The 17,180-nt window shown below is 39.3% G+C and carries 13 protein-coding genes and 1 pseudogene; 1 reads left to right on the top strand and 13 read right to left on the bottom strand.

The window, feature by feature from the left end; genetic code table 11:
* Positions 1–655 precede the first annotated feature (655 nt).
* The 11 genes and pseudogenes from AB5062_RS16860 to AB5062_RS16810 form a co-directional block, all read right to left on the bottom strand.
* On the bottom strand, positions 656–1,432 hold the full coding sequence (locus AB5062_RS16860) for a porin family protein (protein ID WP_005852075.1): 777 nt from the start codon (positions 1,430–1,432) through the stop codon (positions 656–658).
* 15 nt (positions 1,433–1,447) lie between these two features.
* Positions 1,448–1,690, bottom strand: a complete 243-nt coding sequence (locus tag AB5062_RS16855) for a hypothetical protein (RefSeq protein ID WP_008670044.1) — start codon at positions 1,688–1,690, stop codon at positions 1,448–1,450.
* A 427-nt stretch (positions 1,691–2,117) separates the two neighbouring features.
* Positions 2,118–3,329 carry a hypothetical protein gene (locus tag AB5062_RS16850; RefSeq protein ID WP_005852081.1) on the bottom strand — a complete coding sequence of 404 codons (1,212 nt, stop codon included), beginning with the start codon at positions 3,327–3,329 and terminating at the stop codon, positions 2,118–2,120.
* An 18-nt stretch (positions 3,330–3,347) separates the two neighbouring features.
* On the bottom strand, positions 3,348–5,195 hold the full coding sequence (locus tag AB5062_RS16845; RefSeq protein WP_032952624.1) for a WG repeat-containing protein: 1,848 nt from the start codon (positions 5,193–5,195) through the stop codon (positions 3,348–3,350).
* 11 nt (positions 5,196–5,206) lie between these two features.
* Positions 5,207–6,142, bottom strand: coding sequence for a hypothetical protein (locus tag AB5062_RS16840; RefSeq protein WP_032952625.1), 936 nt, complete (start codon positions 6,140–6,142; stop codon positions 5,207–5,209).
* A 7-nt stretch (positions 6,143–6,149) separates the two neighbouring features.
* Entirely contained in the window at positions 6,150–7,100 is a 951-nt protein-coding gene (locus tag AB5062_RS16835) for a DUF6175 family protein (protein ID WP_032952627.1), read from the bottom strand.
* 12 nt (positions 7,101–7,112) lie between these two features.
* Positions 7,113–7,598, bottom strand: coding sequence for a hypothetical protein (locus AB5062_RS16830; protein WP_005852087.1), 486 nt, complete (start codon positions 7,596–7,598; stop codon positions 7,113–7,115).
* 150 nt (positions 7,599–7,748) lie between these two features.
* Positions 7,749–8,243 carry a hypothetical protein gene (locus tag AB5062_RS16825; protein ID WP_005841569.1) on the bottom strand — a complete coding sequence of 165 codons (495 nt, stop codon included), beginning with the start codon at positions 8,241–8,243 and terminating at the stop codon, positions 7,749–7,751.
* A 22-nt stretch (positions 8,244–8,265) separates the two neighbouring features.
* The gene (locus tag AB5062_RS16820) at positions 8,266–9,960 is read right to left on the bottom strand and encodes a WG repeat-containing protein (protein WP_008670056.1); all 1,695 of its coding nucleotides are present in this window, start codon (positions 9,958–9,960) and stop codon (positions 8,266–8,268) included.
* Between the two features lie 265 nt (positions 9,961–10,225).
* On the bottom strand, positions 10,226–10,990 hold the full coding sequence (locus AB5062_RS16815; protein WP_005841573.1) for a LytTR family DNA-binding domain-containing protein: 765 nt from the start codon (positions 10,988–10,990) through the stop codon (positions 10,226–10,228).
* A gap of 127 nt (positions 10,991–11,117) precedes the next feature.
* Positions 11,118–13,168: pseudogene (locus AB5062_RS16810) on the bottom strand (histidine kinase).
* 166 nt (positions 13,169–13,334) lie between these two features.
* Between AB5062_RS16810 and AB5062_RS16805 the strand changes: the two are divergent.
* Entirely contained in the window at positions 13,335–14,210 is an 876-nt protein-coding gene (locus AB5062_RS16805; protein ID WP_005841577.1) for an aldose 1-epimerase family protein, read from the top strand.
* A 48-nt stretch (positions 14,211–14,258) separates the two neighbouring features.
* On the opposite strand, the gene AB5062_RS16800 is transcribed toward AB5062_RS16805, so the two are convergent.
* A complete protein-coding gene (locus AB5062_RS16800) occupies positions 14,259–15,179 on the bottom strand; it encodes a DMT family transporter (RefSeq protein WP_005841579.1) in 921 nt (306 codons plus the stop codon).
* 182 nt (positions 15,180–15,361) lie between these two features.
* Positions 15,362–17,107, bottom strand: a complete 1,746-nt coding sequence (locus tag AB5062_RS16795) for a phospho-sugar mutase (protein WP_005841583.1) — start codon at positions 17,105–17,107, stop codon at positions 15,362–15,364.
* Positions 17,108–17,180: the final 73 nt, after the last annotated feature.

Raw genomic sequence — 17,180 nt, 5'->3', positions numbered from 1 at the left:
GCAGCTTAAAAAAATGAGTCGATTTTTATAGTCAATGAAAAAAAAGAAGGCGCATCGTGTATTACGACACACCTTCAATACATTATTTTATGCAAGAAAAATGCCTGCAGCCACCACTTTATCCACCTTGTTCCATGGTACAAGCCTGCCCTGTCCGGTGGACAAAGCAGGCTTGTGCAATAAACACGGTAAGCTTGTGCAGCCTCGAAACTGCGACTTTCCTTGCTAAAGTATTCAGAATCTTGATACAAGTTCTGTCGGATCTTGCAGCAAGTTCCACGAAATCCTGTACCAAGTTTTGCCGTCACATCCAGCATCCTTCCCTTTCGGAGGAGAAGGCTAAACCGGTAGAGCCGGAAAGACTTAAACTAAAGATTGAAAGATATAGATCTTTGGAATGAAACGTCTTGTTCTTTTTATCAGACGTCTTCATCTTTTTTGTAAACGTCCTTGTCTTTTCCGAAAAGAATAAAGACTTTCGGAACGATACGGAACAGTGACCGGAAACGGGTTTCTACACATACGTTTCCAAATGAACCTCCATTTACATCCGACAGATTCTTCATTTCGGCAAGAAAGGGTGGACAAGTTTCATCAAATTTCTGATGCCTCTCTATTCTTCTATTTTCCAGCAGTTCCTCAGCCTGTTCACAACTTAAAATATAAAGCCTAACCCTAACGACAAATTGGAAAGGGCCAATTTATCTTTCCCTTCATTCTTCTCGTCAGTAATATTAGCCGATTTCAAACCTTTTTGATAAGCGACATTCAAAAACAAGCGTTTCCAATAAATGCTGCCCTGTACGGCAATTCCCCAATCAAAACGGTTAATATTACCTTTAGGATCGTCCGCATCATCATTCTTGCCAAAGGAGGGACAATCATCTTTGGTTATGGTATGTTTATTTTCTCCATATTTATCGGGGGATACTGTCAAATATTTATCCGACTCATATTTAAACTTACCAAACAACCCATAAGAGAAGTAAGGCCCCACTCCCAACTGAACCCTAAACGATTCTGACAAAGGTAAAGCATAAGCAAATAAAATAGGAACGTCCAAATATCCCAGATTATGTTTTTGAGTGACACTAGTGCCGCGAGATTCCGTCACATCATATTTCTTATAAGAATCCAAATCGAGCCGATGCGACTTTTTAGTGGTAAATTTATCGTACTCATAAGTGATACCTTTCATAGAAAGTCCAACAGCAGGCTGAATACTGAAGTTTCCAATCACAGGAACATCTATAAAATAATGGATACTGTAACCCATATAGCTTTTATTATTATAATCTTGATCTGCCATAAGATCATTATACTTCCCTGTAGCACTGGTCATATTTAACCCCACACGAATACCGGAAGTAGTTTGTGCTTGTGCCGTGAATGCACATACGGACATAGCCATGATAAAAAACAGTTTCTTCATAATGCAGTATTTTTATTAAAATTTGTAATCTTGTTTCACTCCTTTCATAGTGAACAATAAAGAAGGACGGACAGACCAAGTTTCATCAATAACATACCCAGCTCCTATTCCTGCATAGAAACCTGGATGCATTTTAGATTCCTCTACGTTAGACATGCTGCTCATATTGAGTTCAGCCTTCGCAGTCCACATTAAACCCTGTGCATACGATGTTAACGAAATCAGCATTAAAAGTGCTGCAATAATTGTCTTTTCCATACTTCGTAACAATTGACTCTATAAGTTTACATTTGCAAATGTATTGCAACTTTTATATTCAAAAAACCATCATTTGTCAAGATTTACACTAAACACACTAAAGCAGATACCAAGCAGCTAAAATTAACGACTATATATACAATAAATAAATTATGCCAATAAGACAAGCTTGAAAATTTGTAAATTAAGCTTCACATTCCAGCTCTATATGATATGAAATTGGAAGAGCCATCAAAAAAACAGTTCTACTTTTCACACCTCTCCAAGCTGGCAGTATAGAACCATTTAAAACATAAACAAACAGGCGTTCATTTCCGAAGAATAAACGCCTGTTTGTTTTATGTTTCACTATTCAGCCATATCAACAAATCTTTTTGGCAAGTAACCTATTTTCACTTCTGTTGACGAAGCCGGCTAACTTAAACACTTATTTTATTTCACGAATCAACATTCCCGGATAAAAATCGCCACCCGATACTTTTCGGAAAGTGGTAAAACCAAAGTCCGAACCATAAGCCTGTTCCTCGGAAGCCATATAACGATTATCCCAAATCAGATTTTCCTTAGGCTGAATCACTCCTACACGCTTATAAGTCATTTTGCCTTCTTTGCTCAATTCAGCTTCCAGCACTTCAAATTTAGACTTTTCAGTGACTCCCTCTTTCAAGCCAATATAAGCTTTCAGGGGAGAAACACTGATTAAGGGAGTATTCACTTTGAACTGGTCAAAATTCTTTTGCAGACTCGCTATATTTTCATCAATGGCACGTTGGCATGCCTTTCGCACCATTTGCTGGGGCTCATCCAAGTTAATACCCAAAAAGGAAGTGTTACTTCCATCACTATGCTGGCTGCCCACATACTTCAACTTGAACATCTTACGGTTATTATTGAAAGCATTCACCTTCTCCTTATTATCCTTATCAGTATAATATTGAGTATAGAATTTTGTTGCGGTCTCTTCATCCCAAACCAGTTGATAGAGATAAGTATCAATATTTACTTTAAACCCCTTATAGGATGCAACCATATCTCCCGTAGAATTACCTAAATCCATATAGGATGTCTCACCGGTGTAAATAGCCGCTGCCGCACCCAGTCCTTTGACAATTCCTCCCCACACACTTGAACCTTTTGAACGGTCAATATAGCGAATGTCATTCACAATAAGAAAAGTATTTCCAATCAAGTCCTCACCGGCATCTTCCAGCAGAGCGTTTCCGCGTTGAGTCTTGGATGCCAGAGCCTTGTCCAGTTCGGAAGCGTTATACAGCCCTCGTTCTTTCACCAGTTCCACATCACAGATCCCTGTCATGTAATCACGGTTAAACCAGCGTCCTACCATACGGCTGGCAATACCATTGTTTCTGATAAATTCATCTATCTCCTCATGGTTTTTATCCAATTTCTTTTCAGAAGTATAGATTACTTTTACACTTAAATCATGGTTATTGTATTTATCAGGAACAGGAATTTTGAGAAAAACATCCTTTATTTCATCACCAAATTCTCTTCCTTCGTGATTGATCATCATGCTATAAAGAGAACTGCGGCGATATTTTATTTCGCCGTCTCCCTGGGCTTGAATTTGAGCGGCGAATACCACCGCCAACAGCTGTATTATAATGAATCTTTTCATTTTTCAAACATTCAATAATTAATAATCCCAATGTTTATCCGGAATGACAGAGGTTATCTTAAACATATTTGTATCCGGGTCAAAACGTGCAATCACTCGAAGAGCCTCTACTTCGGTCAAGTTCTTCTTGTCTTCCGCTAACATATATTGTTTGGCCAAGACCATATCCTCTTCTTTCTCGAACAAGCAAGGCACCAGTACCTTGCCATCCGGATCAATAATCCCCCACTTTCCATCAGACATCACATAAGCCATCTCATTATCAAAGTTGGACGCATTGGCAAATCCCTGCTTCAGACGAATAGACTTTTGCACCCCATCATAAAGATAATACAGGTTATCCTTTTTCACCCATATCAATTTCGGATCGACTATAGGAGCTACACCTTGCCACTCTAAAGGAACGACAACCCGGTTCTGCAAATCAATAGCCCCCCATAATTTGTTCAGGCATACGGATGCATACCCCTGATGAAAATTGCCTATACGGTCATACTTATCGGATACGATTTGTCCTTTCATATCCACATAAAACCAAGAAGCATTTTTTTGTACTCCCAAACGTCCATTGTTCACGCTGGTAAGCGAATTGGTATATTCAATAGGAATAACAACTGCCCCTGTAGAATCAATAGCGCCAAAAGCCGATCCCTTTTGTACCACCCGGTATCCTTCATTACTCAGGAAAGCCTTTGACAGGCCACCAATCACCTTGTTCCCCTTTTTATCTATGAAATACAACTCATCATCCAATGAAACCGGAGCTAAATTATGGCTGAAAGCTCCAAACTTTCCCTTTTCTGAAGAAGATATTCTGACCATCACTTCAGCATCCAAATCATAATAAGCTTTAGCTATTTGCTTCTTTTCCACTTTAGCAAGCCTAAGCATATTGTCTGAAGGAGGAAGAATAGCCTGATTGGCAGTTAAAGGAATAATAGTATTTCCATGGACATCTACCAACCCTTGGGATTTCTTATTAATGAAATAAAAATAATCGACCCTTGATGAAGGCAACTGGGACTCAGCAGCATGAGGTTTGGGAAGCAGCAAGCTCTGTATTTCCTGCTTGGTAGCCGGAAATGCAGACTGGTCTGCCTTGGTATAAAAGGCAGCCTCATCAAGCAAAGCTCCGGTTTTCTTATCTCGCAAAACAGGGAAGTTGCCCACATCTTCATACTTGGCAGGAATTATTTCCCGCCCATTTTCATTGATTAACCCGAATTTACCTTTAGACACCATGTTGTTCTTTTTATCGTATTTGCCACCGATATTAACCCAACAGATTCCTTGGTTATTGAAACTGCCAATAAAATTATAAGTAGGCTTCACTATGATATTGCCAGCTGAATCAATGAACCCGAACTTCTTGCCTTTCAAGACATATATCAGTTTCTTATTCAAATCTCCCATTGCTTCATAATCGGTTTTCAGGATTTCCTTACCTGTCTTATCAATCAACCCCCATTTTTCACCTGTATTGCTACTAGCTTTATTGCCTATGAGCCCACCCGTGGTTAGCATTACTCCTTTTTTAGTATTTCCACCTTCAGCGACGGGGCAAACCCCGTTATAAAATTCACCGATATATGTATATTTCCGTTTTGTAATGATTTCACCATCTTCATTAATCAGACTGTATTTTCCATCTTTTCCTATTTTAGCGATACCGTCTTTAAAGGGAGTAGCTTCATCATATTTATATTTTATCACTACCGTCCCGTCTTCCGTCATAAAGCCATAACGCCCCTTTTCATTCTGCACGGTCTTCAACCTCTGAGCTTGCACAGAGCCACTGACCAGCACCAGCAGACATAGAATTAGGATAACTTTTTTATTTCTCATATTCTCTTTATTTAAAATCATTTGAACTTGAATTAATGGAGCCAAGTAATATTAGTAGTAACCGGTTGCTGCCCATTACCAAATGCTACACCTATAGCTCTGGCAGCTTCTATCCTCTGCTTTTTCAGCCCCACTTCATCCTTATATTTCTCACGATTCTCAAAATTCCAATCACTGGTCACCTTTTGCTTTATTTCATTATACAAAACTTTAGCTTCACCTTCACAACTGCTTCCCGGTTCAATGAAAACCAACCAGTCAAAAGCCTTTGAAGCACCTTCCGCATCGGGTGACTTCGCCCATTCGGATCTGGCGTATTGCATAATCAATTGACAATTATAATTCACATATTGAGTATAATAAGTGTCTATCAGTTTACTAGCTTCCTCATAGCCGACACAACATTCAGGAATAGAGGTAACATAATACAATGCAGCATCATACTCATGCATAGAAGCACTTTTTTGCGCTTTTACCAATATTTGCCTGTAATTACTATTATACCAAGAGATAATTTTTTCTTTCCCTTCGCGTATAAATTCTTGTATTTTCACGTTATTGCCATTTATTGCACGGAAAGCATTGATATATGCCCGGTTAATATTAGTACCTACTCCTTTTGCATCCACAGTGAGAGTAGAAAATACTTTCTGCCCTACTGCATCGCCTATATACAAAGTCAATTGAACAGTAAGCGCTGTACTGACAGGAGGACCGGACAATGTTTCCTTATATAAAGTATTGGTCTTAGCTGTGATAAAGAATGGTGTAAAATTGGAATTGGCAACACTCCCCTGACCGGCCACTGCCGCAGCTAAACGATTTCCTAAAATCTCTTGTACCTGGGATGGAAGTTCCTCTTTCTGGGCAGCTTTAGCTATGGTAAGGCTTATCTCACAATCCTGTGCTGCCACAGACATGGCACAACATGCGCACCAAGCGGCAAATATCATATTCCTTATTTTCATATCTTTTCTATTTTTCTCCGATAACCAATTCAGCTTTACCTAACCCTTTCGTCATTACTTTGCAGGTAAGATTGGCTTTCTGATTGAGATATTTGCGCAAATCATTTGCAAAGCTTCTTGTATCTCTAGCCATTCCATTTTCACGATAAAGCGGAATGCGTACCTGCTCAAAAAGCATCATATTCTCAGTTGCATCAGTTAAACTAAAACGATGAGCCACCGTATGCTGCGCCACCCAATCTTCTATGATTTCCTGTAGTTCAGCCCCCCCAAATTCACTTTCCAAATTAACGCCGCTCCCATTATCAAACACACGGACTTCTAATGCCACTTCACGGCCATTAGCCATCAAATCATCAAAATGTTTCTGTAATTGACTTACGAAAGCATCCATCTTGTCTACTACCGCTTCTTCCAACAATACTGCCACTTCAGCAGCCATAGAAGGTTCTCCCGTACCTTGCGTCGCTGCGACCTGCTTATTAGTGTAGGCATCCAAGCCTCGCAAAGTATAAGTAACAGAACGTTTGGGACCCATTGTATTAATATTCCAAACTACTTCAATCAGAATATCAGCTTTAGCTCTATTCATTAACCGATCCAAAGGAGACTCTGCCAGTGAAGCTCCCGAAGTAGAACTGGTAGTCATCTCATGTTCCGCCGAACTCTGCTCTATGGAACGAATAGAAGATGCCATATCCTTCAACGGAAAATCTTTTTCAGCCATCAATTCACCTATTTTCGTTATGACATTCACCAAGTTCAAATCATTATCCAATGCCTTTTTATAATCCGGAATTTCAGTAATAGTGCCTTGATTGTTATATTTTTGTGTATAACCATTATGGGTACACCACACATTAGCGGGAACAACCATAATGGTGGGTTTTTTAGCCTGCCCATACACTCCGGTGTGTATAAGTGCTACAAGAAATAAAATAGCATATAATTTTTTCATGTTTTTCTGTCTTTATGGTTTTAAAATTTTATCTTCTATCAGTTTCTGCTGTAATTGAGAACGAAGCACACGCACCGTAGTGGAATAAGAAATTTGGGTTTTATTAGAAGCCTTCGTGTTAGAATTTGTTTTCTTATCTTCCATACTTACATACTTCAGATATTCCCCTCCGTCTCTAAAAAAGTCGTTAAAATAAGATGCATACCGTTCCTGTGCATTCACTTCTGTTATCAAAGGGCGCACACTACATTCACGACTACCGGCAACAACACCTTTGAACAAGACATCTCTTACTGCATTTTTCTTTGCCTGCTCTATAGCATCTGTACGATTTTTCCCTCTGCCCCAGGCGCGAAGTGTTTCCGACCCATCCAGTTCTACTCCCAAACATTCACTCTCAAAGGAATGATAGGAAGAAACACTTTTTTTGCTGCTGCATCCGGCAAGGATAAGTAAAAGCAGACATCCCAATTTCCACGTATAAAACAGATGTTTCATAATTTTTTCTTCTTTAAAATTCATAGTCTAATTTCAATGATACAAGTTACCTTTATTCAGATTAATCACATCACGAGCCTGCCGGGCAAAAGCAGACAATAATCCGTCAGCCAGTATCAGAAAAGTAACAATCAACCTCTTATACATAAGCTAAAATCCATTATTTAGTCCTTTAATAACTCCGGCTGATACCAGCTCTTGATAGAGGGCGTCTTTCGCAACGGAAACCACTGCTGAAATTCGATACTGCTTTCCCATCTTCACCACTGAAAGATTCTCTCCTACCATATTGGCAAAATTCATGTAAGAACCTCCTTTTTGGAAAAAGACATCAAAATAATCCTGATGTTGCTGTTCTACCACCATACTTCCTGCCAAAGGTTTCTGCCGGGTGCGTGAAGTCTGGCTGGAAAATCCTTTAAAAAGCACCCCATGAACTGCACACTTCTTGATCACATCGACATCCAATTTACTTTTCTTCTGGATTACTGTCACTTTTACCAAATAAATACCTTGTGCACCTACTCCTTCTCCCTCTATCTCATATTTTAAAGGGTCATCACCTGCGTGCGCTCCAATACAGATGAATACAAAAAGAACCGTCATAATGATTCTACCGACAAATTTCACATTCATTACTCTCATAATTCTATTCTTTAATTATATATTATTGTTCACACCCTTCTTTACCGGCAAACTGCAAATATTCATCCTTCACTTTCCGATAATACTCTCCCATCAATTCGCCCGTATTCTTCTGAATCTTTTCTTCAAGATCTTCTAACACATATTTCAAAAAACCACAATGATTACTACCTCCTGCTATAGCAGTAGCTGTAGACCCACCAAGGGCATCTACCTCATCCATAGAAACTCCCAGATTAATTCCGGATGAAGGCTTATTTTGATTTCTGCTTTCATCTTTAAAAGAATTAGAGTTTGTAGATTCCAAATCATTATGCACACTTGCAATGTAACCAATCGTATTCAACGTTCTTTTCTTCTTGTCCTTTTTGGCTTGCTTCAGCGCTAACGCTACTTCTCCATTATCCGGATCCAATTCTGCCGCTATCTTCAGATGCTCCATTCCTTTAGAATAAATGCCATCAGTCACTTGCCCTTTTCCCATATAATAGTGGGCCATGGCATAGTCCGGAATCAAATCTGTCAATAAATTAAACATACCCCAAGCACCTGCCACTCCCTTTTTTTCTTCTTTCAAAAAGGATTCTGTCACATCCTCTGCAAAGCCATCAGAGAGTTGTCCCTTCGTATCTATCCAACCGAGTACGGAATTCAGCCAAACAGGTGCTTTGCCATCCACAAAACTACCTATATAATCAATCCTTCCCGGTAGTAATAAAGCACCTTGACTATTATATAGCCCCATTGCAAGACTTTTGGCAATCCAGACCTTTGCCGATACATCATAATATACCCATTGATAAACACAAGGCAATATAGTACGCCCATATATATCCAAAGCCCCCCATTTATCCTGCTTGCAAGCAAGAACAAATCCATCTTCTGCTATTATAAGTTCCTCATATTCTGTAGGAATTACAGTTTGTCCTCCCACTACAAGGCCCATTTTACCATTATCTTCCCTTATTCTGAGAGAATCGGTTATAACTTCTGCTCCAGGATTATTAATTTTTTCATTGACCTCTCTGCTACATTCAGCGATTTTATCAAGCAAATCATCAAAATCACCGTTCCCTTTCGCATTTTTCACTTCTTCTTGTTTCTGGCGATATACCTTATTGGATATAGGAACGCTTATCATTGCTTCTTCTAGAATATATTTACATGGGACAACGATTTCTCCCCTTAAATTAATAGCCCCGAACTTACCATCTTGCTTGATTGTAGCCAACATGTTATCTCTAAAATTATCAGCGTAATCAAATTGAGGTTCAATGACAAATTCTCCTTTTTTATTTATAAAGCCAAACTTGCCATTCTTCTTTACCGCAGACAGTCCTAAATTAAATCCATGAATATCATCTGCATTTTCAAACTGCGGTTTAATTATAAAACGATTGTGTATGTCTATAAAACCTACTTTTCCTCCTAAAACTACTCCTGCCAACTTTTCTGTAAATCTCTTGGTCACCCCTTCATATTGTGGAGAAATCAACCAATTTATCTCATAATCCTGATTTACTAAAGCCGCATCCCATCCACCAAACATAGAATTACCCCTATATTTTGAATTTTCCCACCATCCTTTATTTTCGGTCTGCTCATATCCCCATTTCTTTGTTACAGCATTTTGGCGCGCCTTCTGTGCATAAAAACTAAAAGGTATAGCACAGCATAATAAAAACAATATTACTTTTTTTACTTCATTCATATACATGTCTTTTTTTAACCTTATGCGGCTTCAAAGAAAAACAATTAACGTCATTTTACAAATTCACAAAACCAAGAGAAAGTATCAAACAGCCTAACAAGCATACTATTCTATCTAAATTAACGACTATATAGCCTCATTTCCATATACCGCAAAGGGAAAATTAAGCACTAAAAACAAAAAAAGCAGCAATCTCACGACTCCTGCTTTTCCACTGTGACTTAAAATCACTTTCTATAAACTTGTATTTTCAACGTCATCAATAGATTCACTACAACAAATAAAACCTATCCTGCAATTCTTTTCTGAACTTCTTGGAAACCTGAAGTTCCGTAATATTCTCAAACGGGGGAAACATGACGCAGCGGTTCTCCTTAATCATCATCAGATAATTGATATTAATGATATACGACTGATGGATCTGGACGAAGCAGGAGTCATATCCCTTGATATGATCGGCCGTAGTATTTTTCTTCAGCAGCAAAGGCAGCTGGTTGTTCAGCACCACTTCCCACAGTTTCCGGTCGGAGTTATAACGGAAAAAACCGATGTCAATGGAGCGCAGAATGCGCAAGTCATTGATGGGTGTGGATATCATAAAAGTATGCTCGCCGGCCGAATACACACGCGGAGGGATAACCAAAGATGCGGCTGCCGACTCTTCCGCCTTTTTCATGAAGCGGTCAATGATCCCTTCCAGCTCCTTCTTATCTATAGGCTTCAGCAAGTAGTCGAAAGCTGCCCCACGAATAGCATAAATCATGTACTTATCATAAGCTGTATAGAACACAATCTGCATATTCCAAGTGATTGCCCCCCTTAGCTGTTCCAGCAGTTCCATGCCCTTCATGTCCGGCAATTCCACGTCCAGAAACAGCAAGTCCGGATGAACCTTTTCCAGCAGTTTCCGGCCATTCGCACCGTTACGTGCCATCCCGTCTATAGACAGCCTGTTATATTTCTTCAGCTCCAGACAAAGATTGTCCGCAGAGAACTCATCATCATCAATTATTACGACCCTGTATAGTTTATCCATAGTAAACAATCCTGCTTTAGTTATTAACGGAACAAAAGTATTAAAACATGTTTTAACGCACAAACCCGACACTCCGGTTATGGAACTATAGCGACCGTTTCGGACACTATCCTAGCAAAAATAATAACTAAACCATCTTTTTCAAATTATAATCATAGCCTTGGGGCAGGAAGACAGCAAACTCGCAACCGGTTTCTCCGTCTTCCAGCTGCACATTGGTTATGGATATGTCGATATGCTTTTTATTGTTGGCGTTCAACAACTGTATGGTTTGAAGAATCACTTTTATACCGGTGCCTGTACCATGGTTGGCACTGTTTATCCGGTAACCTCCCCCATTGTCACGCACCTTGACGCAGATTCCCTCCCCGGTCTTCTTGATATCAATCCACAGTCTTTTCATCCCCTCTTTGTCCTTCAGGGCATGCTTGATAGCATTTTCTATCGGAATCTGTATCATCATGGAAGGAAGTATTTCTTGGTCAAGATGGATGGCAGCATCTATGGATGTGGACAGTATAAAGCTATCTCCCAATGCTTCACGTTCCAGGTTGATAAACGTATTGACAAAGTCCAGTTCCTCGGCCATGGTAACGCACAGCTGTTCGGTCAGTTCCAGGTTGCGCCGCATCAGCTTTACCAACCCACGCATATTTCCGGCCTGCTCATCGGTGTAGTTTCCCATCTCACGGTTCAGAATGTTAAAAATGAAATGGGGGAAACCCGGTTACGGATATTCTCCATACGCAAAGTGGCAATCATATTCTGACTTTTCATTTGCAGCAGGAAACGCTGTCTCTTGTTGTACATGTAAACAAAAACAACGAGCCCCAAAATACAGATGCAGGCAAACATCCACAGGTAAAGCGTCTGATTCAGCGCCAGTACTTCATTCTCTTTTTGCTGGATAAAAATTTTCTGCTTCATCAGCGTGGTGTCCTGACTGTATTTCAGATCAATTTCAGCTGTACGCATTTTAATACGCTCATTACGTGTAGAATCATCAATACGCTGATTTTCCATTTGATAATAATAGGCTTGTTTGAAATCCCCCACCTCTTCAAAATAATGTTGCAGGTAACGGTTACGGATATGCTGCATATTCGGTTCCACATAATCAGGCTGTATAGCCTCAGACATACGTTTACGTGCTAAAGACAAGTTATTCTGCTTCAAGGCAAGTTCAATCAATTGGGTATCCAAATAATAGAGAGCCGTCTGATTTTCGATAGAACGAAAAAAATCACTGCAAAGGTTTAAATAGTATGCGGCAGAATCAACCTGATTCATCAATAGAAAAGTTTCTCCCAAATTCATTTCAGTCAGATGTTCCTCAAAAATCATATCCGGATAAGAACGAGCTAACAATAATGATTTTCTGAAAAATTCCAAAGCATTAGGATAATCAGCACGAAAATAATAAGAATTACCACGATTATTCAAATAAATATGTTTCTCAAATGGAAGCATCTTATCATATTGCCGGGCAGCCAGTTCATAGTAATGATCACAAGACGTAAAATCACGAAGTTCCATATAAACCTGTGCCAATCCGTAATAAACAGGAAAACGTTTTTCTTCAGGAATCTTCAATGAATCACAGTAAGACAAAGCTTTACGATACCACATCGCGCCTTTATCATAATGACCGGTACGGACAAAAGCATCAGCCAAATTAATAGAAATATCATGAAGCATATCTCTGTTACTACCCTTCAAACGATAATCAAATGCTTTTTGAAAACATACCACTGAAGAATCTGTCAACCCTTGACGAGCACATACATTACCCCGCATATTGTAAATCTCAGCATACAAATCATTAATTAACGATGACGGTTCAGCTCCATCGCAAAATACTTCCGCTCTATCCATGCTAAGTTTAGCCGAATCCATCTCGGATTTAAACATATATGCTTTTGCCAAAAGAACAAGATAATGGTAATACGCCACACTATCTGTGGCAACCGACATTTGCCTGGCAGTCCGGGTACATACATAACTAGGATTTTTTGACAATGAATCAATTATAAAATCATAATACTGCATATAGATATCCATTTGGGTCTTTTTATAAGTTCCGGAACTTGTACAAGATACTCCCCATATACAAAATAATACACTATACCATAAAAATTTAAATATCAAATGTATGTTCTCCATCTTATCCTCCTTCATAGCTTATTGACAAACATAAGCAAAAATAAACACAACCATATACTTTTATTAAAATTTATTTGACCCAAACAGCCTTTTAGATAAAATTTACACAAAGATGAAGATTCACTTTGTCATGTCATGAAACATCCCTACCTTTGAAAAAAGAATTTATAAACGAAGAAACATGGAAACACTATCTAATTCTATCCTGACTGTACAAATAGCCGAGCATGGCGCCGAGCTTCAAAGTATCAAAAAGGATGGCAAAGAATATCTTTGGCAGGGCGACGCTAAATTTTGGGGACGGCGTTCACCTGTCCTTTTCCCTATAGTAGGACGTGTGTGGAACAATAAATACCGTCATGCCGGAAACACTTATGAAATAGGACAACACGGTTTTGCACGTGATATGGACTTCAAACTAACCTATAAAGAAGACAAAGGAGCTGTATATTGGTTGGAAAGCACTCCTGATACATTGGGCAAGTTTCCTTTTCCCTTCCGCCTGCTGGTGGGATATTTATTGGAGGAAAATAAAATCACCGTAAAATGGCGTGTAGAAAATCTGGGAGCTATGGATATGTATTTCCAGATTGGAGCACACCCAGCTTTCTATTTCCCCGAGTTCGATGCTGCTACAAAGGATCGTGGCTTCTTTGTTTTTGACCGAAAGTCTGACTTAGAATATATCATGCCAACCGAAAAGGGGTGCGTATCACCAGAACGTCATGTACTAAAATTAAACAAAGAAGGGCTGATGCCAATTGATATTCATACTTTTGATTGTGACACTTATATTTTTGACAATAAACAACTGAAAAAAATAACCTTACTGGATAAAAAGAAAAAGCCCCATATCAGCTTGGAATTTAATTCTCCATTGGTAGCTTTGTGGTCTCCTACCAAGACACATCCCGATTGCCCATTTGTTTGCATTGAACCATGGTATGGACGTTGCGATTCTGTAGGGTATTCGGGCGAATTAAAGGACCGTGAATGGATACAGAAATTGGAACCAAAAGAAACGTTTGATGTAGAATATAAAATCATTATAGAGTAATAAAGAATAACGGGGTATGCACGATGAGTCACACCCCGTCTTTTTTGCTTACCGACTTCCCAAATACAAAAATATCATACCAATAAGTACCAGTGCCAAATCCACAGCCTTGCTTTTAAGATTCTTCTCACGGAATACCATTGCACCAAATAGAAAAGAAACAAGCACACTGCCACGCCTTACCATAGATACTATGGAAATCATTGCACCGTCCAAGCTTAAGGCATAGAAATAAACAAAATCAGCTGCCGACAGAAAAATAGATATCAGAATAATACACCAATGCCAATGAAACGGAGTGGTAGATTTGCGCTTCGGCCACCATAACAACATCAAAACACCTCCCATCATAAACAATTGATAGATATTATACCATGACTGTACAATCATTCTATCCAGTCCGATACCTCCTTGATCGACAGGCGCCATGAGATACTTGTCATAAAGCCCGCTGACCGCTCCCAACACAGCTGCCATTACCACATAATAAATCCATTTATTATGTTTGAAATCTATTCCCTCTTTCTTTCCGCTGCGGCTCAGCATAAAAAAAGAGAAGACAGCCATCAGCACACCAATCCATTGGTAAAAATTCAATCGCTCACCAAAGACCACTAAAGCTCCCACCAACACCATCACCGGACGAGTAGCGTTTATAGGTCCCACAATTGTGATAGGCAGATTCTTCATCCCAAAATATCCCAATATCCACGACGAAAGGACAATAACAGATTTCAACACCACATAGCGATGCACCTCCCACCCTGCAACAGGCACATAAAAAATAGAATCCTCCAATATTCCCGGCCTCCACACTGACAATACAATAAAAGGAAGAAATATCAAACTAGAGAACAACGTATTCAGAAATAATACCGGAATAACCGCATTGTCCTTCAACGACTGTTTCTTAAATACATCATAGAATCCCAGCAATGCAGCCGAGAGAAATGCCAAAAGTAACCACATCATATCTTTTACCTTATTTAAAACAGAAGGCAAAGTTACAACAAAAAATAAACAAAGAAGTGTAGATTTTGATATAAATGGCACGGAAATAAAAGAAAAGGGGGATAGAGAAATACATCTCCACCACCCCTTCTTTTATTTATGAATATTCTCTCAGACTTTCGCCCGATGCTTATACTCGATTAAATTCCCAGTGATTTTCTTACGGCTTCCACCTTTTCCTCAGCAGCTGCATTAGCAGCATCGAAACATTTGTGGCAACCCATTTCACCTTTTACTTCCACATAAAATTTGATTTTAGGTTCTGTTCCTGACGGGCGAACTGAAATCTTAGTTCCATCTTCCGTAAAATATTGCAATACGTTACTAGCCTCCGGCATATCTATTTCTGTTATATTCCCGTTACCATCTGTCACCTTCAAAGTTTTAAAGTCCTTGACAAGAACAACCTTAGAACCGCCTATTTCTCTCGGAGGATTAGAACGGAAGTTTTCCATCATTGCCTTAATCTCTTCTGCCCCGCTCTTTCCTGGTTTCACAACATTCACAGTAGTTTCTTTTGAGAAACCATACTCCACATAAATATCAAGCAAAACTTCGAACAAGGTCTTGCCCTGGTCTTTTGCCCAAGCACAAATCTCCGCCAACAATGTACAAGCAGAAACAGCATCTTTATCACGGACAAAGTCTTCGGCCAGGAATCCGTAGCTTTCTTCACCACCTCCGATGTATTGCTGTTTGCCTTCACGCAAACGGATTTCACGTGCAATCCACTTGAATCCGGTATAGCAATCCAACATTTCGATGTGATTCTTGTCTGCGACAGATTTAATCAGTTCCGTAGTAACGATAGTCTTCACAATGAAATCATCATCCTTCATCTTACCCATCGCAATACGGTTCTTTATTATATAATACAAGAACAGCAAACAGGTTTGGTTACCATTGATCAGCACCCATTCTCCTTTGTCATTTTTACAAGCCATACCTACGCGGTCAGCATCCGGATCGCTAGCCATTACAATGTCAGCGTCTATTTTCTTAGCCAAATCAATAGCCATAGACAAAGCCTCGGCATTTTCCGGATTCGGAGAGACAACAGTCGGAAAATCGCCACTCTTCACCATTTGTTCAGGCACGGTATGTACATTTTCAAATCCCCATTGCTTCAATGCACGCGGAATCAACATCATACCTGTACCATGAATCGGAGTATACACAATTTTCAAATCCTTCTGACGCTTGATCACTTCAGGATCAATAGAAATTGTTTTCACTTTATTCAAATAGACGCTGTCTACCTCTTCGCCCACAATCTGAATCAGATCCTTGTTACCTTCAAACTTGATGTCAGTAGCCGATGAAATCTTGTTCACCTCATCAATGATACCCTTATCGTGCGGAGCCAATACTTGTGCACCATCATCCCAATAAGCCTTGTAACCATTGTATTCTCTCGGATTATGAGAGGCAGTAATATTGATACCGCTCTGGCAACCGAAATGACGGATAGCAAATGACATTTCAGGAGTAGGACGCATATCTTCAAACAAATATACTTTAATACCGTTCGCAGAAAAGATATTGGCAGAAATTTCCGCAAACAAACGGCTGTTGTTACGGCAATCATGACCTACCACAACAGATATCTGATCGAGATCTTTAAAATTTTTATTTAGATAATTGGACAAACCTTGAGTAGCAGCACCTACCGTATAAATATTCATACGGTTACTGCCCACGCCCATAATACCACGCAAACCACCTGTCCCAAACTCCAAATCTTTATAAAATGCTTCAATCAAATCAGTCTTATCGGGATTCGCCAACATTTTCTTAATTTCAGCCTGTGTTTCGGCATCATAAGCAGGTGTTAACCATTTCTCTGCTTTCTCTGTCACTTGCTTTATCAATTCTTCATTTTCCATAATTTTTTGTTATTTATAAGGTTTATAATTACATCCGATTTTTACGTCTTGACAAATGTAAAAGAATTAAATT

Source organism: Phocaeicola sp. RTP21359st1_B8_RTP21360_211022 (assembly GCF_040911965.1).
In the GTDB taxonomy this organism is placed as follows: Bacteria; Bacteroidota; Bacteroidia; order Bacteroidales; family Bacteroidaceae; genus Phocaeicola; species Phocaeicola vulgatus.
The sequence above is the reverse complement of the archived record's forward strand: the minus strand, read 5'-3'. Positions and strand labels throughout refer to the sequence as shown.